The organism is Exiguobacterium sp. s150, from assembly GCF_018618435.1.
GTDB classification, from domain to species: Bacteria; Bacillota; Bacilli; order Exiguobacteriales; family Exiguobacteriaceae; genus Exiguobacterium; species Exiguobacterium alkaliphilum.
Map to the genome: position 1 here is coordinate 69,917 of NZ_JACSMC010000004.1, position 20,062 is coordinate 89,978.

20 protein-coding genes are annotated in these 20,062 nt (G+C 55.5%); 11 read left to right on the top strand and 9 right to left on the bottom strand.

All coding sequences use genetic code 11. The annotated features are described in order from the left end of the window. Positions 1-41: 41 nt before the first annotated feature. Together KNP76_RS03935 and KNP76_RS03940 are read left to right on the top strand one after the other, a co-directional pair. Complete coding sequence (locus KNP76_RS03935; RefSeq protein WP_034804603.1) at positions 42-440, top strand: hypothetical protein; 399 nt, start codon at positions 42-44, stop codon at positions 438-440. A 56-nt stretch (positions 441-496) separates the two neighbouring features. Continuing rightward, positions 497-697 carry a CsbD family protein gene (locus KNP76_RS03940; protein ID WP_214842823.1) on the top strand — a complete coding sequence of 67 codons (201 nt, stop codon included), beginning with the start codon at positions 497-499 and terminating at the stop codon, positions 695-697. 28 nt (positions 698-725) lie between these two features. Here KNP76_RS03940 and KNP76_RS03945 read toward each other — a convergent pair whose 3' ends face one another. The 8 genes from KNP76_RS03945 to KNP76_RS03980 form a co-directional block, all read right to left on the bottom strand. Then, a complete protein-coding gene (locus KNP76_RS03945) occupies positions 726-1,652 on the bottom strand; it encodes a CAP domain-containing protein (RefSeq protein ID WP_214842825.1) in 927 nt (308 codons plus the stop codon). A 112-nt stretch (positions 1,653-1,764) separates the two neighbouring features. Further along, positions 1,765-2,943 (bottom strand): exo-beta-N-acetylmuramidase NamZ family protein, encoded by a 1,179-nt coding sequence (locus KNP76_RS03950; protein WP_251137334.1) that lies wholly within the window; start codon positions 2,941-2,943, stop codon positions 1,765-1,767. Positions 2,944-3,166: 223 nt separating this feature from the next. After that, the gene (locus KNP76_RS03955; RefSeq protein ID WP_214842828.1) at positions 3,167-4,663 is read right to left on the bottom strand and encodes a C39 family peptidase; all 1,497 of its coding nucleotides are present in this window, start codon (positions 4,661-4,663) and stop codon (positions 3,167-3,169) included. Between the two features lie 108 nt (positions 4,664-4,771). Next, entirely contained in the window at positions 4,772-5,530 is a 759-nt protein-coding gene (locus tag KNP76_RS03960) for an ABC transporter permease subunit (protein WP_214842830.1), read from the bottom strand. After that, positions 5,527-6,372 (bottom strand): ABC transporter ATP-binding protein, encoded by an 846-nt coding sequence (locus tag KNP76_RS03965; RefSeq protein WP_214842832.1) that lies wholly within the window; start codon positions 6,370-6,372, stop codon positions 5,527-5,529. The genes KNP76_RS03960 and KNP76_RS03965 overlap by 4 nt, the downstream gene beginning before the upstream one ends. Next, a complete protein-coding gene (locus KNP76_RS03970; RefSeq protein WP_051690367.1) occupies positions 6,369-6,575 on the bottom strand; it encodes a PLD nuclease N-terminal domain-containing protein in 207 nt (68 codons plus the stop codon). The genes KNP76_RS03965 and KNP76_RS03970 overlap by 4 nt, the downstream gene beginning before the upstream one ends. A 109-nt stretch (positions 6,576-6,684) precedes the next feature. After that, a complete protein-coding gene (locus KNP76_RS03975; RefSeq protein WP_034817869.1) occupies positions 6,685-7,098 on the bottom strand; it encodes a universal stress protein in 414 nt (137 codons plus the stop codon). Between the two features lie 71 nt (positions 7,099-7,169). Further along, positions 7,170-8,651: a SulP family inorganic anion transporter gene (locus KNP76_RS03980; RefSeq protein ID WP_214842839.1), complete on the bottom strand. Its 1,482-nt coding sequence runs from the start codon at positions 8,649-8,651 to the stop codon at positions 7,170-7,172. A 222-nt stretch (positions 8,652-8,873) separates the two neighbouring features. Here KNP76_RS03980 and KNP76_RS03985 point away from each other — a divergent pair, with 222 nt between their 5' ends. From KNP76_RS03985 to KNP76_RS04020, 8 genes are all read left to right on the top strand, one after another. Continuing rightward, positions 8,874-9,191 carry an ArsR/SmtB family transcription factor gene (locus KNP76_RS03985; protein ID WP_214842841.1) on the top strand — a complete coding sequence of 106 codons (318 nt, stop codon included), beginning with the start codon at positions 8,874-8,876 and terminating at the stop codon, positions 9,189-9,191. A gap of 12 nt (positions 9,192-9,203) precedes the next feature. Further along, positions 9,204-9,563 (top strand): arsenite efflux transporter metallochaperone ArsD, encoded by a 360-nt coding sequence (arsD, locus tag KNP76_RS03990; RefSeq protein ID WP_214842843.1) that lies wholly within the window; start codon positions 9,204-9,206, stop codon positions 9,561-9,563. An 11-nt stretch (positions 9,564-9,574) separates the two neighbouring features. Beyond that, positions 9,575-11,332, top strand: a complete 1,758-nt coding sequence (gene arsA / locus KNP76_RS03995; protein ID WP_214842845.1) for an arsenical pump-driving ATPase — start codon at positions 9,575-9,577, stop codon at positions 11,330-11,332. Then, positions 11,329-11,607: a Fe-S cluster assembly protein HesB gene (locus tag KNP76_RS04000; RefSeq protein WP_214842847.1), complete on the top strand. Its 279-nt coding sequence runs from the start codon at positions 11,329-11,331 to the stop codon at positions 11,605-11,607. Before arsA ends, KNP76_RS04000 begins: the two co-directional genes overlap by 4 nt. Before the next feature lie 35 nt (positions 11,608-11,642). Beyond that, entirely contained in the window at positions 11,643-12,929 is a 1,287-nt protein-coding gene (locus tag KNP76_RS04005) for an arsenic transporter (protein ID WP_214842849.1), read from the top strand. A gap of 12 nt (positions 12,930-12,941) precedes the next feature. Beyond that, entirely contained in the window at positions 12,942-14,600 is a 1,659-nt protein-coding gene (locus KNP76_RS04010; RefSeq protein WP_214842851.1) for an FAD-dependent oxidoreductase, read from the top strand. Positions 14,601-14,672: 72 nt separating this feature from the next. After that, positions 14,673-15,170, top strand: a complete 498-nt coding sequence (locus KNP76_RS04015; RefSeq protein ID WP_214842853.1) for an SMI1/KNR4 family protein — start codon at positions 14,673-14,675, stop codon at positions 15,168-15,170. Between the two features lie 10 nt (positions 15,171-15,180). Next, positions 15,181-15,750, top strand: coding sequence for a hypothetical protein (locus tag KNP76_RS04020; protein ID WP_214842855.1), 570 nt, complete (start codon positions 15,181-15,183; stop codon positions 15,748-15,750). 29 nt (positions 15,751-15,779) lie between these two features. On the opposite strand, the gene KNP76_RS04025 is transcribed toward KNP76_RS04020, so the two are convergent. Continuing rightward, positions 15,780-16,910: a GGDEF domain-containing protein gene (locus KNP76_RS04025; RefSeq protein WP_214842857.1), complete on the bottom strand. Its 1,131-nt coding sequence runs from the start codon at positions 16,908-16,910 to the stop codon at positions 15,780-15,782. Between the two features lie 278 nt (positions 16,911-17,188). On the opposite strand from KNP76_RS04025, the gene pulA reads away from it, so the two are divergent. Next, positions 17,189-20,047, top strand: a complete 2,859-nt coding sequence (pulA, locus tag KNP76_RS04030) for a type I pullulanase (protein WP_251137329.1) — start codon at positions 17,189-17,191, stop codon at positions 20,045-20,047. Positions 20,048-20,062: the final 15 nt, after the last annotated feature.

Genomic DNA, 20,062 nt, shown 5'->3' on the forward strand with positions numbered 1-20,062 from the left:
AGTATTCAGACAACTATCGGGAGATGAAGTGAGGGATTCATATGAAAGGATGGCAATTCAACAAAGGAGAATCGGGAGAGAAGTTCCCTGACGAGATGGCATGGGCGCTGTTTTGCACGGTCGAGCCGAAACGGATGGATGCGACGCTCCCGTTTTATTATGATGAGTCGGTGTTCCGTTTCTCGAACGGGAGCGAGTCGTTTTATTTCAAAGTGTCGCCGAGTTATCACGAGTTCGAGGTGAACGTCAAAGACGAGCGCGGAGAGCTCCTTTATTACCAGCTGCTCCGTACCGTCGGCAAGGTCGAAGTGCTCGAGGACCGGCGCGACCATGGCGAGCTCTTGATCGTCATGAGCGAGGACCGGGACCGGACGGTGACAACGATCGAGCTGACGGTCCGCCCGCGTTTTCGCGTCCTCGTCAAAGAACACTATGTTTGAGTTTTTCTCACAGTGGTACATGAATTAGACACGATACCACAAGGAGGACATCTACAATGAGTAAAGACGGGTTGAATAGAAAAGTTGATGGATTGATTGATAAAGCGGCCGGCAAGGTGAAAGAAGCGGCCGGTAAGGCGACGGACAACCGTTCGCTCGAGCGTGAAGGCAAGAAAGACCAGGTGAAAGGCACGGCAAAAGAAAAGACCGGCCAGGCGCAACAAGACCTGGACAGTCTGAAAAACGATCGTCGTTAAATGGACGGGCTCACGACGAGCCCGTTTTTCATTTGATTAAAAACACTTGGACGTGAATCGTCTGCCCTTGCGCATTTTTGGCGGCGCCCGTCCCGAGGTGGGTGAAGCGGGTGTTCAAGATGTTGGCGCGGTGGCCGCTCGAGTTCATCCATGCTCGGACGGCTGTCGCCGGATCGCTTGACCCCATATAGATGTTCTCGCCCCAACCGCGATAGCTGACGTTATAGGCGTCGAGCGTGTCACCCGGGCTTCCGTTCTCACGAAGCTGGTGCGAGAACTGACCGGTGCGCGCCATCTCATCGGCCCGGACTTGGGCGACGCGGTTCGCTTCCGCCGAGGCACCGAGAACCGACAGGCCAGCCGCCTGACGCTCTTTGTTCGTCTCGCTCAAGACGGACACGGTCGCAGGTGCGGTGAACGTGACGTGTTTCGCCATCAAGTAGCCCGTTTGCGTCCCGACTTTCACTTTGTACCAACGGGTCGGACCGGTGTAGCGGTAGCTGATCGTCTCGAACTTCGTGCCTTGGCGAAGGAAGGCGAGGTTCGACGAGACGGTCGAGGCGCCCGACTTCAAGTAGACGCTCGATGGCGCGACGTAGGCCGTCTTCTTATAGGCGACCTCAGCTGTCGACAGCTTCACGTAAGCGGCCGGGACATAGGCGAACCCGGCGCCCCATTGAATCTTGTACCACGGCGTGCCGTTGACGTTGAACGACGTCCGCACCGTCATCGTGCCGTTCCGGGGGATCAGACCGAGCCGAGCGGCCGAGAGTGACGGGGTCTTGCGGACCGGCAGTTGGCTGATGCCGGTGACGCTCCCTTTCGTGTTGACGGCGGTTTCCGTATAAGCGGCCTCGACCGTTGTCGGTTCGAGCGGCAACGGGGACGTCGACGGGGTGAACGTGAGCGTCGCCGCGAGGGCGGCGGAGGTGAGGAGTGCGATTGGTTTTTTCAAGGGGATGGCTCCTTTTCGAGTAATCTACCTCCATAATATATTGAGAAGGGGAATGATGGGTATTACCATTTCGTTACAAAAAGAGACAGACTCATATGAGCCTGCCTTCAAATCATTTATACAACAAATACTCTTTCCGAATCGGCAAGAACGCGTCACGCTCGGCATCGACTTTCGTCATGATCGCCTCGAGCGACTCGCCGGCGAGGATCATGTCCTTGACGTAGGCGTTCCCCGTCAGGCGGGTGATGAAGTCGTTCGCGAGGAACTCGAACTCATCCGGATACAAGTCGTGCGCCGTCTTCACCATGGCGATGCCGGTCTTGACCGCCTCGAACTTCGTCGGCTCGGTGACGTACACCTCGACGCCGTGCGACAGCTTGCCCGCGTTCTTCGAGAACGTCGGCGTGAAGGAGGCGGCGCGGAACGTGACGCCAGGAAGGTCGAGGTCATTCAACGTCTTGGCGTACTCGTGCGCTTTAATGTACGGTGCGCCAATCAACTCGAACGGCTTCGTCGTGCCGCGGCCTTCCGATAGGTTCGTCCCTTCGAATAACCCGGTCGCCGGATAGACGTTGACCGTTTCCGTCGTCGGCATGTTCGGTGACGGCATGACGAACGGGAGCCCCGTGTCCTCATACAGCATCGAACGCTTCCAGCCTTTCATCTTGACGACTTCGAGGTCCGCTTGAATCTGATATTCCGTTTTGAACAAGCCGGCGAGCTCGCCGACGGTCATGCCATGTTTGAGCGGAATCGGATAGAGACCGATGAAGCTCGAATAGGCCGGGTCGAGCACAGGTCCGTCGACGCGGAGGCCGCCTTGCGGGTTCGGCCGGTCGAGGACGACGAACGGGATGTCGTTCTCGGCCGCTGCTTCCATCGCATACGCCATCGTGTAGATGTACGTGTAGTACCTTGTGCCGACGTCTTGGATGTCGAAGACGAGCACATCGATATCCGCGAGCATCTCCGGTGTCGGTTTCCGCGTCGCCCCGTACAGGCTGTAGACGGGGAGGCCGGTCACTTCATCGATGTATGAGCTGACCGTGGCCCCAGCCTGGGCGTCACCGCGCACGCCGTGCTCTGGACCGTAGAGCGCCGTCAGTTCGAAGCTGTCCGCGTTGTGGAACAAGTCGACGATGCTCGTCATCGACGAGTCGACACCGGTCGGGTTCGTGATTAAGCCGACGCGTTTGCCGTCGAGTAGCGATGTGTCGGACATAAGCCGTTCGACCCCGAGCTCGACTTTTGGCTTCTTCGGCACCGAGTTGGCATCCGTCTCGAGCATGACGAGCGATGAGGTGATGAGCGTCAGGGCAGCGACGCCCCCAATCCATTTCTTCATAAAAATTCCTCCTTCAGAAAATGTAAGCGCTTCACTTATTTAGTTGAAGTGTAGCATTCTGTATTTTTAATTCAATATATTTTATTGAAAATAGGAAATTTTATTTCTCAAAATGATTCATAATACCTAAAAAGAGCCAGACGCGTATACGTCTGACTCGTAAGTGTTAGCGGACGGATAACGCCTTCCAGCCGGTCGCCCTCATGACGGCGCTCACTTGTGACTTCGGGATCACCAAGCGGCCGCGATACGGGTCGTTGATATAGAGGTTATTCTTGTCATAGCCCGTCGCAAGCATGACGTGATAGTTCAAGAAGCCGGTGAACTTTTGGTTCGAGGCCGTGTACCAGTTGAAATAGCCATACGGCGTCTTAAAATCGACGCTCGCCCAGACGATGACCGGGTTCCCCATCGACAGCTCACGCTCAATCGAGGCTAGCCCTTGCCCAGACATGTCTTTCACGGGCCGATATTTGCTCGAGAAACCGATCATGCCTTTCGGATAGATACCATAGTTCCGATACTTGCCGAGCGTGCCTTTCGGGTCGCCGGTGAACATGACGTTCGGGTCGACCCAGCGGTACAATCGATTCTCGTAGCGGGCGTTCCACATGCTTTTCGGCATCTCGCGATAGAGCGTCTCGGCGCTGACGACCCGTCCTTTTTTCTCGAGCGCCATCTTGAGCGAGAAGAACTCGCAGCCGGACGGATAGCCCATCTGGAACTGACGATAGAGCGGGACGTTCATCTTGTAGACGGACAAGGCAGGGGCATAGGCGCCGCGGCTGCCGAACGTGGCGTTGCCGACGCGCTTGTTTTTGTACATGACACCGGACGCATCGAAGAAGTACCAGTTGCCGTTAATCAATTGCCAATCCGTTTTCTTCGTGAGGGCGGGCGCGAAGTATTCGTATTGGGTCGTATACTTCCAACCGGTCTCACGGACGCCGGTCGAATGGAAGTGATACGTCACGCCGTCGAGCGTTTGCTTGCCACGTAACCGGTAACCGTACGTCGGATGCAGGCCGTACACTTTTCCGCCGATCTTCTGGAGACCGTGACGACGTATGCCGTCCGTCCCGAAGAAATAGACGTTCGTCCCGTGCGTCTGCCAACCTGTTGCCATCTTCCCGTTCGTAAGAAATAGATATTTCTGTCCGCTGACGGTGTACATGCCGGTGCGGATGATGCCGTCAGCGAACAGATAATGCCGGTTGTTCGATACGGTCCAGAACCCAGTCAACATGACACCGGTCGAATGGAAGAAGTAGCGTTTGCCGGCGACGGTTTGCCAACCTTTTTGCATCACGCCGTCGACGCCGAACAAGTACGTCTTCCCATCGATCGGTTGAAAACCAGTTGCCATCTTCCCGTCCGGAAAGAGATAGTATCGTCTCCCATCAAGGGAGAGCCAACCGGTGGCGAGGGCGCCGTCTGGATTGAAATAGTATGTAGCCTGCTCGATGAGTTGCCAGCCTGTAACCATGATCCCGTTCGAATCGAAGTAATACGTCTTCCCGTCAATCGTCTGCCACCCGGTCAAAAGCGTCCCGTCCGTCGCCGTGTACACCGTCCCGGCCGGTGTCGTCTCGAACCCGGCCTCGGCGTGAATCGGCAAGAACATGGCGAAACTAATCACCATAACCCACATGTGTCGTTTCATTTGTGTCCCTCCAGCATTCGATAGAATTGGAATTATTTTGTAATCATTCTATACCCGAAATGAAGAGGGATGAACGACTGAAAGGGACCCATTTTTCTAGGACGTCAATCAGGACGATTTGCTCAAAAAGCGCAAGTACTTCGAGGCGAGGAATAGACAGAGACCGACGAGCAACAATCCGCTCAGCAATGCCCAGAGCGGCTTCACGTCAAGCAGAAGCGCTTCCCCGGACAAGCCGCCGAGCCGCCACGGTAACCAGTTCCACTCGAGCCAACTGATGAGGAGCGACAAGACGAGGTGGCCGCCGAGCGTGATGACGAGTGCGACGAGGCCACTTTCGAGCAAGGCAGCGAACAAGAAGAAAATCGAGAGTTGGACGATGAAATGGGCGATCAACAGCCCGGTCGACACGAGGAAGTCTGTCACATCGAACGCATCGAAGAGGATGAACGTATAATACGCGGCCGTTCCTTGTGCGAGTAAAAGCGAGACGGTCGAAAGGAGCGTGTAGTGTCCCCATTTACTGACAACGATGCGCGTCGCCGGGATGTTCAATGATTTCAGCCAGGCGAGCGTACCGAGTGTCCGTTCTTGGCTGAACGTATGCATCGCCGACAACAGGACGACGAGCAGACCGATTTGCCGTAACTGTTCACCGGCCGACAACAGCACCTCGGCCGGTGAAGGCGCGGGGATCTCGATGACGGCGCCTTCCGGCAAATTGCCGCCGGCTGCCAAAATATCGGGTAAGAAGTAGAGCGTGAGCGGCTGCATCGCGGCGAGTAGCATGAGCGCCACAGGCACCCAGATGAGCCGTTTGTTGCGCCACGACTCGTTCCATTCTTGTTTGAAGATGGCGGTCTTCATGCGTTCACCTCCAAGAAGAGCGATTCGAGCGAAGGATGGCCGACGTGGAGCGACTGGAGGCGCAAGTCGTGGTCGAGGATCGTCTTCAAGACGGCTCGCTCCGTCACGTCTTTCGCTGACGTCTCGAGTTCCCACGACGTCCCGGAGCGTGTGACACGAATCACGCCTGGGAGTGCGGTCCAGACGTCCATTGACGTCGGATCGTCGAACAGTCGAAGTTGAATCGATGACTTCGAGCCGAGCAAATCCGTGACCGTCCCTTCCATGAGCAGTTTGCCTTGCCGCAGCAACAGCACCCAGTCGCTCGCCTCTTCGGCGTCGGGCAAGACGTGGGTCGAATAGAGAATCATCCGCTCGCGTTTCAAGTCGCTCAACAGATCGAGCACTTCCCGGCGGCCGCGCGGATCGAGCGCCGACACCGGCTCATCGAGGAGCAACAGTTCCGGATCATGGACGAGCGCTTGGGCGATGCCGAGCCGTTGCCGCATCCCGCCTGATAGTTGGGAGGCGGGGCGGTCGACCGGCTCGAGACCGACGCGGGCGAGCAGGTTCACGGGATCCGGTTTTGTTCCGGTCAGTTCGCCAGCGTACCGGATCGTCTCGACAGGGGTGAGCGATGGATAGAGCGCTGGGCGCTGCGGCAAGTAACCGATACGAATGCTGTCATGACCAATCAGTTTACCAGACGTCGGCGTCGTCACCCGAGCCATCATGTTGAGCAGTGTCGTCTTACCGGCCCCGTTCTCGCCGAGGAGTGACGTACAGCCGGGACGGAGCGAGAAGCTGACGTCATCGAGCGCGGTGAACGTGCCGAACCGTTTCGTGAGATGGTCCACTTTCATCGTTTCGTCCGTCCCCAGAGGAAGTAGATGATTGGCCCGAGGATATTCATGAACAAGATGACGAGTAGCCACACCCACTTCGGCCCGTTCGTCTCATTTCGCTTAAATAGGTCGATTAACGCGAACGTCAGCAAGACGAGCTGTAAAATGAGTAGTGGCAATAAAATAAGCAATAACATGCCAGAATCGTTTGCGATTTCCATATGAGTCCCTCCTTATTCAAAACATTCTTTAACTCCATTCCACATCTGCCGGTCAGTTCCTGTATCGGACACAAAAAATCCCTTTCTCGTGGCGGAGAAAGGGATTTACTCATTTGACGATGATGACAGGGGCGAGTGCACGTTTGGCAAGCTTGTGGCTGACGCTGCCGAGCACGAACTCTTGGAACGCGTTCAACCCGCGTGACCCGACGACGACGTACTCGTAAGGTTCGTGGTTGGCGTACTTGACGAGTTCGACGTCCGGTTCGCCACGAAGCTCGATGTATTCATACTCGATGCCTGCTGACTCAATCAAATCGAAGAGTGGCTGTAGCATCCGCTTTCGTTTCGTCTCGAGGTCGATCTTCCCAGTCGAGTTGAGCGCGGCTTCTTTTGACTCTTTCGCGCTGACGACATGAACGAGATCGATTGTAGCGTCTGACGCCTTGGCGAGTTGAATCGCTTTCTCAAGGGCACGTTTCGAGTGGGCAGAACCGTCTGCCGCGATAAATACCTTTCCCATACAAGTCCTCCTCTTTCACACGATCTCTTTTTAGTATATGCGATTGGCCGACGTGACGGACAGCAAATTCATCAATGTCCGGCGTTCGCATCTTGTTGTTTCAAGTGAAGCGCGAGCGTGTTGAGCAATTTCTCCGAGTCTTTGTTCAAGTTCAACAGTTCCGGCTCGATGCCGAGCGCGCGATATTTGAAGACGACTTTGTCGATGGCGCCGATGGCCGAGTCGTCCCACAGATGCGTGTTCGCGAAGTCGATCGTCACGTGTTTGATGCCGGCTTCCGCGTCTTCTTCAAGGTCGAACCGGTTGACGAACTCGGATGTCGAGGCGAAGAACAGTTGGCCGTTCACCGTGTAGTGGACGTTGTCTTGCTCGACGTTCCGGTCGAGCTCGACTTTCGAAATTTTCGCAGCGAAGAGGATCGCCGCCGTCAAAATCCCGGCGAACACACCGAGCGACAAGTCGTGTGTGATGACCGTCACGAGTACCGTGACGAGCATGACGACCGTGTCTGATTTCTGCGCCGTACGAAGTCCTCTGAGCGACCCCCAATCGAACGTCGCGTACGAGACGAAGAACATGACGCCGACGAGGGCACCGACCGGGATGAGCATCAAGATGTCACTCATCGTCATGATCATGATGAACAAGGCGAGCCCGGCGACGAATGTCGACAGGCGACCGCGTGCCCCGGATGAGACGTTGATGACCGATTGGCCAATCATCGCGCAACCTGGCATCCCGCCGAAGAAACCGGCGACGATGTTGGCGATGCCTTGACCTTTCGATTCGCGGTTTTTATTCGAATCCGTACCGGTCATGTCGTCGACGATTTGTGCCGTCAAAAGCGACTCGATCAATCCGACGAAGGCGAGGGAGATCGAGTAAGGGAGGATAATCAGCAACGTCTCTAACGTCAACGGGACGTTCGGGAATAAAAATTCCGGGAGCGTTGCGGAGATCGTCCCCATGTCGCTAATGTTTTTCGTCTCGAGCCCGAGCGTGACCGCCAAAATCGTCATGACGACGATGGCGACGAGCGGCGCCGGGATGACTTTGTTGATGCGCGGGAACAAGAAGATGATGGCGAGCGATCCGGCGACGAGCGCAAAGATGATCCAACTCTCCCCTTCAAAGTTCGTCAACTGCGCCTGGAAGATTAAAATCGCCAAGGCGTTGACGAAGCCGACCATGACGGCACGCGGGATGAATTTCATTAACCGGGCGATGCCGAAGTAACCGAGCGCGATTTGAATGATTCCGGCGAGTATCCCGGCCGCGAGCAAATACTGCAACCCATAATCGGCGACGAGCGAGACGATGACGAGCGCCATCGCACCGGTCGCGGCTGAAATCATCGCTGGCCGGCCCCCGGCGATCGAGATGACCATCGCAATGATGAACGAGGCATAGAGTCCGACCATCGGATCGACACCGGCGATGAGCGAGAACGCGATCGCTTCTGGGATGAGCGCGAGCGCGACGACGAACCCCGCGAGCACGTCGGCCCGGACGTTGCCGAGCCAATCTTGTCTTACTGTATTTAGTTTTTCCAAAAGAACACACCTCTCTAGATTTTTGACTTTGACCTCCGAGTCTCACGAAGATCAAAACGCAAATTATATGAAGAAAGTGGTCCTGCCGACACCTAGTTTCACAACGTCGTTTATCATACCTAACTTTTTCAGGAAAGACAATTGCTTCTCGTTAAAAACTATGTTAGTTTCATAACGTGAAGGTTATATAACGTTATTGTTATACAGAAAAGGAGAATGAACATGCATACAGCAGAAGAGTTGAGCAAAGTGCTCAAGGTGCTCGGCGACCCGACGCGTTTGACGATGCTCAAGCAGATGCAAGACGGTGAACAGTGCGCCTGCAGTTTCGTCGACTGCTTCGACATCTCGCAGCCGGCCATCAGCCGTCATCTGAAGATGATGCGGCAGGCGGGGCTCCTTTTGGAGCGCCGCGACAAACAATGGATTCACTATCGGTTGAACGAGACGAGCCCATTCTACACGACGCTCGTCGGATTGTTGGATAAAGTCGAGACGGTCGATGCGAATTGCGACTGTGACACCGACTGTGCGATTTAAGGAGGACCCAAAATGAAACTTGAAGTGTTCGAACCGGCGATGTGCTGCCCGACCGGATTGTGCGGTCCATCGATTGACCCAGAACTGACGCGAATCGCGACCGTTCATTATGTGTTAAAACAACGCGGTTTTGACGTCGCCCGTTACAATCTCGCGTCTGAGCCGAACCGTTTCGTCGAGAACAAGCTCGTCCAAGACGAGATTAAGCAGGGTCTTGAGTCGTTGCCGCTCACGCTCGTCGACGGCACGATCTTTAAGCGCGGCGCCTATTTGACAAACGACGAGATCGCTGAACTGACGGGACTACCGGTCACGGCGTTCGCAAAACAAGGCGGAGAGAAGCCGAAAGTGCGCATCACGCTCAAAAAATAAGGAGGATGCTTATGGACCGCTTTAATTTTCAGACGATCGAGCCGACCCGTTACGTGTTTTTGACGGGAAAAGGCGGCGTCGGCAAGACGTCGACCGCCTCAAGTCTCGCGTTGACGCTCGCCGACCGCGGCAAGCGCGTCTTGCTTGTCTCGACCGACCCGGCAAGCAATCTGCAGGACGTGTTCGAGATGCCGCTCGACGAGACGCCGCGCCCTGTACCGGGAACCGCGCTCTCGATTGCGAACTTCGACCCGGAAGAGGCGGCCAAGCAGTATATGGAACGCATGGTCGGACCATATCGCGGCGTGCTTCCGGACGTCGCCATCCAGTCGATGGAAGAACAGCTGTCTGGCGCCTGTACGGTCGAGATCGCGGCGTTCGACCAGTTCACCGAGCTGTTGACGTCAGAAAAGGCGAGGGAGGCGTACGATCATGTCATCTTTGATACGGCGCCGACCGGCCATACGCTCCGGTTGCTCACGCTCCCGAGCGCGTGGGATGAATTTCTCGAGACGAACACGACCGGTGCGTCTTGTCTCGGCCCGCTCGCAGGACTTGCCGATAAGCAAAACCAATACAAGCAAGCGGTTGAGACGTTGTCGAACGGAGAGGAGACGACGTTGCTCCTCGTTGCCCGCCCTGAAGTCTCGACGCTCGTCGAGGCGGCACGTGCCGCGACCGAGCTGCGCGCCATCGGGATCGAGCGGATGCAACTCGTCATCAACGGCGTCGTCGCATTCGACGAAGGGACAGACCGCTATACGAAACGGTTCATCGAACGGCAACAACAAGCGCTCGGTGAACTTCCAGAAGCCGTCGCCCATCTCGAGACGTTCATGCTCCCGTATGCGTACGAGAACTTGGTCGGCGTGCCGGCCTTACGCCGCTGGGTGAACGGGGAGACGGTCGCCGTCCCGGACAAGACGTATGACGCGAGCCGTTACGGCTCGATCGATACGCTCGTCGATGCGATGGAAGCGGACGGACCGAGCGTGATCATGACGATGGGGAAAGGCGGGGTCGGCAAGACGACACTCGCCTCACTCATTGCCGTTGCACTCAGCGAACGGGGCCATGCGGTCCACTTGACGACGACCGACCCGGCGGCGCACGTCGCCTTCACGATCGGCGAGGACGTGCCGTCGACGTTCACGGTCGACGCGATCGACCCGAAAGTCGAGATTGAGAAGTACCGGATGGATGTGTTCCGGGAAGCGGGCGAGATGACGGATGAGCAGCGTTTGATGCTCGAAGAAGATTTACGGTCACCGTGCACCGAGGAGATTGCCGTCTTCCGCGCCTTCGCGAGTCAAGTGGCGAAAGCGAAAGATCGCTTCGTCGTCATCGACACGGCGCCGACCGGCCATACGCTTCTCCTCTTGGACGCGACCGAGAGTTATCACCGGGAGCTCGAACGCTCGACTGGCATCGTCCCGGAAGCGGTTCGTGATTTGCTGCCGAAGCTTCGTGACCCGAAACAGACGCACGTCGTCATCACGACGCTCCCAGAGGCGACACCGGTGTATGAAGCGGAGCGTCTCGTCGTTGATTTAGAGCGGGCCGAGATTCATCCGTTCGCCTGGGTCGTCAACCAATCGTTCACCCCGCTCGACGTGACGAGTAATTTATTGACGGCGAAAATCGCGAGCGAGTCATCGTGGCTTGAACGCGTGCACGCGTATCCGCGCCCGACACTCTTGTCGTGGCAAGAACAACTGCCGGTCGGTTATCCGGCACTATCCCAACTACTCAAGGAGGAAGTCAAATGAACGTGACAAATGAAGCAATCGACTTTATGAAAGTGGCATTGACGGAGGAAGAAACGAAAGCGGTCCGCATCTGTACGGAGGCAGGGTGCTGTGGTCCGACGCTCGGGCTGGTCGTCGCCGCGGCGGAAACGACGGACGACGTCAAAGACTTCGATGGACTCACGTTCGCCGTCGCCAAAGACGCCGAAGCGATGGCGGAGAACGTCACCCTCGACGTCGAATCGACGGAGGACGGCGTGAGCCTCGTCCTTCGCGGTCTGCAACAAACTTGCTAACTAAACATAAATAGAGGTTATTGGAGGAACACATTGTGCAGTGGATTGCTAGTATCATTTTTTTGGTGACGCTTTTCCTCATCATCAAGCAACCGAAAGGCCTCGGCATCGGTTACTCGGCGATGGGGATGGCCGCCGTCGCCCTCATCACCGGCGTCGTCGATTTTAGTGACGTCGGCACGGTCTGGGGCATCATTTGGAACGCGACGTTCACCTTTATCGCCATCATCGTCATCTCGCTCATTTTAGATGAGATTGGTTTCTTTGAATGGGCCGCTCTACATATGGCCCGTATCGCAAAAGGCGGCGGGGTGAAGCTGTTCGTTTATATTACGCTTCTCGGAGCGGTTGTCGCTGCGCTGTTTGCAAACGACGGGGCGGCGCTCATCTTGACGCCGATCGTCCTCGCGATGGTGCGGGCTTTGAAGCTGCCGGACGCGGTCGTGTTGGCTTACGTCATGGCTTCCGGCTTCATCGCCGACACGGCGAGTCTGCCGTTCGTCGTCTCGAACCTCGTCAACATCGTCTCGGCTGACTTCTTCGGCATCGGGTTCGCCGAATACGCGGCCCGGATGGTGTTCGTCAACGTGTTCGCCGTCAGTGGAAGTTTGCTCGTCTTGTACTTGTACTTCAAAAAGGACATTCCGAAACACTATGATGTCTCGAAGCTCGTCGAACCGGCCTCGGTCATTAAAGACCATCGGATGTTCCGTATGTCGTGGGTCGTGCTCGCCCTGCTCGTCATTGGCTATTTCACGAGCGACATCGTCGGGTCCCCCGTCTCCATCGTTGCCGGTATCATCGCTTTGTTCTTCCTGATCATGGCGAACCGTTCACCGGCCGTTCGGACGAACACGGTCCTCCGCGGCGCGCCGTGGGCGATCGTCTTCTTCTCGCTCGGGATGTACATCGTCGTCTATGGTCTGCAAAACGCAGGACTGACACAAGTGCTCGCCAATTTCATCGACTGGTTCGCCGTCAACGCGTTCACAGCGACGTTTGGGATGGGCTTCTTAGCGGCCATCTTGTCATCGGTCATGAACAATATGCCGACTGTCATGATTGACGCACTCGCCATCGATTTGACGAATACGACCGGTCAGATTCGGGAAGCATTGATTTATGCGAACGTCATCGGGTCCGACCTCGGTCCGAAGATCACACCGATCGGCTCGCTCGCGACGCTGCTCTGGCTTCACGTGCTCCGGTCAAAAGGACTCAAAATTGGGTGGGGGCAGTACTTTAAAGTCGGAATTATCTTGACGATTCCGACGCTCGCCATCACCTTGCTCGGCTTATACATCAGTCTATTACTTTATTAAGGAGAGTTTAATATGAAATTAGTCATCATCGGTTCAGTCGCTGCCGGGACATCGGTCGCGGCAAAGGCACGTCGGAATAACGAAGACGCACTAATCACCATCTACGACCGGGATTACGACATCTCGTACTCGGGTTGTGGCATCCCGTATTACGTCGGCGGAGAAGTCGAGTCGCGTGATGATTTGACACCGCGTGACGCGGCGTTCTTTAAGAAACGCTATCAGCTCGACGTGTTGACGCGCCATAACGTGACGGCGATTGACAAAGATGCGCAGACGATCATGGTCGAAAACCTCGAGACGGGAGAGACGTTCACGGACACGTATGATCGCCTCGTTCTCGCCACTGGCGCCTCGAGCATCATCCCGCCGATCCCGGGCGTCGATTCGGACAACGTGTTCCCGATTCGTAACATCCAGAACGCGGAAACGACACGACACTTCGTCGATGCGACGAGTCCGAAACATGCGACCATCATCGGGGCCGGGTTCATCGGGCTCGAGATGGCCGAGCAGCTCAAGCTGCGCGGTGTCGACGTCACGGTCATCGAACGCATCCCGCAAGTGATGCCGCCGCTCGACAAGGATATGGCGTGCCGCGTCGAGGACCATCTCGAGAAGAACGGCATTGAGCTCCTGCTCGGCGAGACGGTGACGGAACTCGTCGGGGACGGGCACGTCGAACGTGTCGTCACGGAGAGCGGCAAGACGATTGACACCGATCTCGTCATCCTGTCGGTCGGCGTGCGGCCGAACACGGAACTCGCCAAGTCCATTGGCGTCAACATCGGAGAGACCGGTGCGATTGCCATCAACGAGCGGATGGAGACGAACGTCGAGAACGTGTACGCGGCCGGTGACGTCGCGGAGAGCTTCTCACTCGTGACCGGGAAGCCGATTTGGCGTCCGCTCGGTTCGACGGCGAACAAGATGGGCCGTGCCCTCGGCGACTTGTTGACGGGCGGCGACCTCGAGCATCGCGGCATCCTCGGAACGGGTATCTTCAAAGTGTTCGGTCAAGCCGTCGCGCAGACGGGTCTCTCAGAGCGTGAGGCGCGTGAGCTCGGTTATGATGTCGAAGTGCTCCACAACACAAAACCGGACAAGCCGGCCTATATGGGCGGGAAAGACTTGACGATTAAAGCGATTGGCGACCGGGCGACGCGTCAGTTGCTTGGTGTTCAAATCGTCGGTTTCGAAGGGGTCGACAAACGAATCGATGTCTTCGTCACGGCGATGACGTTCAAGGCGAAAGTCGATGACTTGTTCCACCTCGACCTCGCCTACGCGCCACCGTTCTCGACGACGAAAGACCCGGTCATGTACACGGGCATGGCGCTCGCGAACAGCATGAACAAATCGGCGCGTCTCATCACGCCAGCCGAACTTCAGAAACGGATCGACGCGGGTGAAGACATGCAAATCATCGATACGCGGAAAGCGGCACAGTTCGAGAAGGCATGCGTCGACTGCGCCGTCAACGTGCCGCTCGGTGATTTACGTGCGGCGGCCAAAGACATGGACAAGAACAAGCCGACCGTCGTCTACTGTAACGGCGGGGTGACGGGGAACGCGGCGCAAAACGTGCTTCGTAACCTCGGGTTCACCGACGTGTACAATTTGTCAGGCGGCAACAAGAACTATCAATTGTTCAAGAAGTACGGGAACTGAGCCAGACGGCGTCCGAGTGATTCGGGCGCCGTTTTTTGTTGTAAGATAAGCATGGAAGGTGGTGCGTCACTTTTGGAAGTTGAACAGATTGTGAAGGCGACAAAAGAAATATACGGTGAGACATCAAACATCTATGTTGGTTACGGACGGACGAAGCTCGTTTCTTTTTCGTATGGAGATCCTTTGACGGAAGAAGAGATTGAGCGATTCGAAGAGAAGACGAAGTGGGGCGTCCCGGAGGCGTTCCGCAACTTTTTGAGGTTACATAACGGGGCGGTATTATTTGATGATCCAGAATACGGGGGTGGTCCTGAAATCTTGTCACTCGATAATATTGTGTTAATGAATCGGTTTTATAAGTTATGGCCTAATTCTTGGTATCCAATCGTTGATTTACATGTTTCTGTTATCTTGATTGATTCCGAACGTGTCAAAGCGGGCCGTGATGATTATTTGATTTGGATGTGGAAAACAGGGGCGATTGAGGATGCGCAGTATCTCAATGTAGAGTTCACTGTTTGGTTAGATCGCTTTATCGTCACACATGGGGAAGATTTCTGGCTTTGGTGAGGTGATTGATATGAACTATAAAGTACTCCATGAAAAGTTCGAACGACGAAAGCAGTGGCTCGTCTTCGAAAAAGAAGAGGTCGTTCGCCGTCTGCTCGTCCGTTACAAGGCGCGCATCATCTCGAAGACGGACATCATGGACTTGGTGAATGACGACCAACTGTCGTATCCGCACATCTTTTGCTGCATCACGATTGACGACCCGGCCGTCCTCGCGAAGATCTTCAACGCGAAAGAACGAGCGGACTTTAAGTGGGAACGTGACGACAACGCGCGGCGAGGCATGGTGTATAAGCATAAGGACGAGGCGCATCGACGCTACAACCAATTGATTCTCGACGAGCAAGAGGGGCGACGGCTCGATATCGTACTCGAGAGTCAGGACGGCATTCACGTGACGAGGTTTTTGACGCGAAGCATGTGTGAACATGTCGGGTCTTATATTTTGGCACATGTGGGCGGGGCGCAGTTCACTGGCCGTATCCCGAGGGCGCTTTGGGCGAACGACTGGACGGATGATGAAATCAAGTTAGGTTATCGTTGGTATTTAGAGTCGTTGGATGAGTTCAATAAGCTATAAGAAACCCCCGGTGCGCCGCCGCATCGGGGTTAGTTCGCCTTCAATTCATTCCATTTGCCGAGCCGATTGCGGCCGCTCCGTTTGGCGACGTACAAGCCGATGTCCGCTTTCTTGATGAGTTGCGTCGATGTGACGACTTTTGCCTCTGATGTGCTCGCGACACCGATCGAGACGGTGAGGTCGACCGAAGAGCCGTCCGGCAAGAAAAACGGTGTCTCGGAGATTTGCCGTAAGTAGCGTTTGCCGATGACGAACCCTTGCGACAAGTTGCAGTCGGCCAACAGCACGGAGAACTCTTCGCCTCCGTTGCGACACACCATGTCGTCGGCTCGTGCCGTCTCGGCCAAACGATGCCCGAGTTCGATCAAGATGGCGTCCCCGGCGTCGTGGCCGTATGTATCGTTAATCGATTTGAAATGGTCAATGTCGAGTAGGAGCAAGGCGACGTCTTGCGGACTCGTGAATACTTCTTCGTCGACCCGTTTCATCTCTTCATCGAAACGCCTCCGGTTGCCGAGTCCGGTGAGCGCGTCGGTGAAGGCAGCTTCCTTATATTTTGTGATGAGCCGCTCCGACCGTTGTATCTTGCGCATCCCGCCGTAAACAATATGGAGGACGAACCCGGCCGAATAGCCGATGAGGACGAACGCAATCAAGGACAAGAAGTACGTCGTAGAGTGGTCGTAATTGCTGAAATTTAACATTGATAACGCGCTAATAAAGACGAGACTGATTGCATTGACGATGCGAATATCACGTGTCGGTTTAATGCGTTCCCGTAGATGCATATAGACAATCGATCCACCGGCAGCGAGCGTGTAGTCGAGGAATGTGATCATTAGCAACGTCTCCGACAAGATGAACGGCAAGACGAGGATGCTCGCGACGTATGTGATCCGTATCCCAGGCAAACCGAAGTAAAGTGCCGCAATGATAAGCGGGACAAAACCGTATTGGAAGTCGGCCTGGGCGTTCCAGAGCACGCCGTGCAATGTAATCAAAATGGACAGTCCGGCGAGTAAAAAGGAAATCGTCACTTGGCGCCGGATCGGCAGTTTCGTCGTGAACCCGAGCTTCGTGACGCGGGAGATGATATAGAGGCCGACGAGCAGAAGACTCGCGTTGGCAATCAAGTTGTTGATGAGATTCGTGAATGACATGAGCTGAAAATTCCTCCTCTAACTTCTATATAGAGTCCAAGCGAGCGAAAATGCAATCGTTTTCTATTTGGAAAATGAAGGAGGTTTTCTAACCGATGGTGTGAAGTGGGAATCGTTAGGTGTTAGATTAGAAAAACATTGAATTCCCAAAAGGAAACGTTTACAATTTTTGTGTAAGCGTTTTCTCAAATTTCATGCTACAAGGAGGGACCCACATGGTCAACAAACAATGGAAACCCGTATGGGCAGTTGTGCTAACGTTTGCACTAATTCTGTCAATGTTTCCGATGTCAGCGTCAGCCCTCGATAAAGGAAAGTCGACGTTAGTCGTCGTCCACTATCAAGAGGCGCCTGGCAATCAGACGGATTGGAACTTATGGCTTTGGGCGAATGGCCCAGATTATTTCCCGAACAAAGGCTTCGCCTTCAACGGTGAGGACGACTTCGGCAAGGTGGCGGCCTACGAATTCCCGGTCGATTCACCGGAACGACTCGGTCTCATCGTCCGCACGGACAATTGGGACAAAGACAAAGGGTCTGAGAACGACCGCTTCATCACGAGCGACATGATTAAAGACGGCGTCGCCGAAGTGTGGATCAAGTCGGGGGACTCGAAGATTTACACGTCGAACCCGGACGGGGACACGGCGAAGACAGAAGTCGACATGAAAGTACACTATTTCCGCTATGACAATACATACACGGACTGGGGTCTTTGGACTTGGCCGGACGGCGGAGATGGCCAGAGCATCGCGTTCGACGAGACGGACGAGTTCGGCGCCGTGGCGAACGTGAAGTTCGCGAATCCGGACGCGAAGAAACTGATCGGTCTCATCACGAAAAAAGGTGAGTGGGCCGAGAAAGACGGCGAAGACCGCTTCGCCCTCAGCACGGCGAAAGAGATTTGGCTCGTCGAAGGCGAGTCGACGATTTACTATTCGGAGCCTGAAATCGATCGCTCCCCGAAAATCGTAGGATTCGAGGCGACGACGTTCCGCACGGCGAAGCTCACGCTCAACCGCGCGATTGACGCATCGTTCGCGAACGAACTGAAAATTAGCGGGGCGAACGTGAAATCAGTCGAGGTGACAGGTGACAAATCGGTCACGGTCCACTTAAACGAGGACATCGATTTGACGAAAGTCATCACGGCGACGCACCCGACGTTCGGGGAACGCGTGCTCCAAGCGGGCGACGTGCTCCGTTCACCGGAGTTCGACGCGAAGTACGCGTACGACGGCAAGCTCGGCATCACGTATCAAAAGTCGAAGACGAACTTCGTCTTGTGGGCACCGACGGCCCAAGACGTCAAACTCGAGCTTTGGAACATGCCGAAAGACCGTCCGGCAAACGATCAAGACATCAAGAAGACGATTCAAATGAAACGTGGGGACCGCGGCACATGGGTCGCGGAAGTGCGCGGTGACCTCGACGGCATCGGCTACACGTATAGCGTCAAGCACGCCTCGGGCAGCATCCGTGCGGTCGACCCGTATGCGACAGCAGTCGGCGTGAACGGCGACCAAGGGGTCATCGTCGACTTGAAAGAGACGAATCCGAAACGCTGGAACAACATGAAACCACAGTTGAAGCAATCGACGGACGCGATCATTTACGAGACGCACGTCCGTGACTTCTCGATCTTCGACGTGACGTCGAATACGTACGACTCAGGCATTCGCCATAAAGGCAAATACCTCGGTGTCGTCCAACCTGGTACTCGCTTGATTGAGAATGGCAAGAAGACGAACACGAAGACAGGGCTCGACCACGTCAAAGATTTAGGCGTGACGCACGTCCAGTTCATCCCGGTGTACGACTATAACACGGCATCGGTCGATGAGACGAACCCGGACGCGAAATACAACTGGGGTTACGATCCGAAAAACTATAACGCGCCGGAAGGGTCGTATTCGACGAACCCGTATGACGCGAAAGTTCGCATCATGCAATTGAAAGAGATGATTCAAGGGCTCCACGACCATAACTTGCGCGCGGTCATGGACGTCGTCTACAACCATATGTTCGATGCCCAGGCGTCGAACCTTCACAAAATCGTTCCTGGCTATTACTACCGTTACACGGCAGGCGGCGATTTCGCGGACGGGACCGGCGTCGGGAACGACACGGCCTCGGAGCGGAAGATGATGCAAAAGCTTATCGTCGACTCGACGGTGTACTGGGCAACCGAGTATAAGTGGGACGGGTTCCGCTTCGACCTCATGGGTATCCATGACGTCGACACGATGAACAAAGTCCGCCAAGCGCTCGACAAGGTTGACAAGTCAATTCTCGTCTTCGGCGAAGGCTGGGACCTCGGCACACCACTCGACCCGGCATTGAAAGCGAACCAAAAGAACGCCTACAAGATGCCAGGCGTCGCGCACTTCAACGACAACATCCGTGACGGCTTGAAAGGCAGCGTCTTCATCGATACGGACAACGGCTTTATCAACGGCAAAGACGGCCTTGAGAACCGCATCAAGACCGGCATCGTCGGGGAAATCGATTACAACGCGGACATCAAAGGCTTCACGAAGCAACCGACGCAAGCGATCACGTACGTCGAGGCGCACGACAACCATACGCTTTGGGACAAGCTCGAGCTCACGAACCCGGAGACGTCGGAAGCGGACCGGACGAAGATGCACCGTCTCGCCTCGAGCATCCTCTTGACGAGCCAAGGGACGACGTTCATCCACGCCGGCCAAGAGTTCATGCGGACGAAAGAAGGCGACCACAACTCGTACAAGTCGCCTGACCGCATCAACCAGATGGACTGGAAACGCGCCGCCGACCGGAAGGCGGACGTCCAGTACATGAAAGGGTTGATCGAGATGCGTAAAGCCAACCCAGGCCTTCGCATGACGGAGGCGAAAGACGTCAAGAAAAACGTCAAGTTCTACCGTTCTGAGCCGAACGTCATCACGTACTTGATTGACGACAAGGCACCAGGCCAGAAGAAAGATTTGTTCATCACACATAACGCCAACGCGAAAACGGTCAAAGTGAAGCTCCCGAAAGGGCAGTGGAACGTGATCGTCGACGGCAATCAGGCAGGCACGAAGACGATTAAACGCGTCTCGGGCTATGTCGAGGTGCCGGCGTACGCGACGGTGGTCGTGAAACAACCGTAACGCTCGAACCCGTGG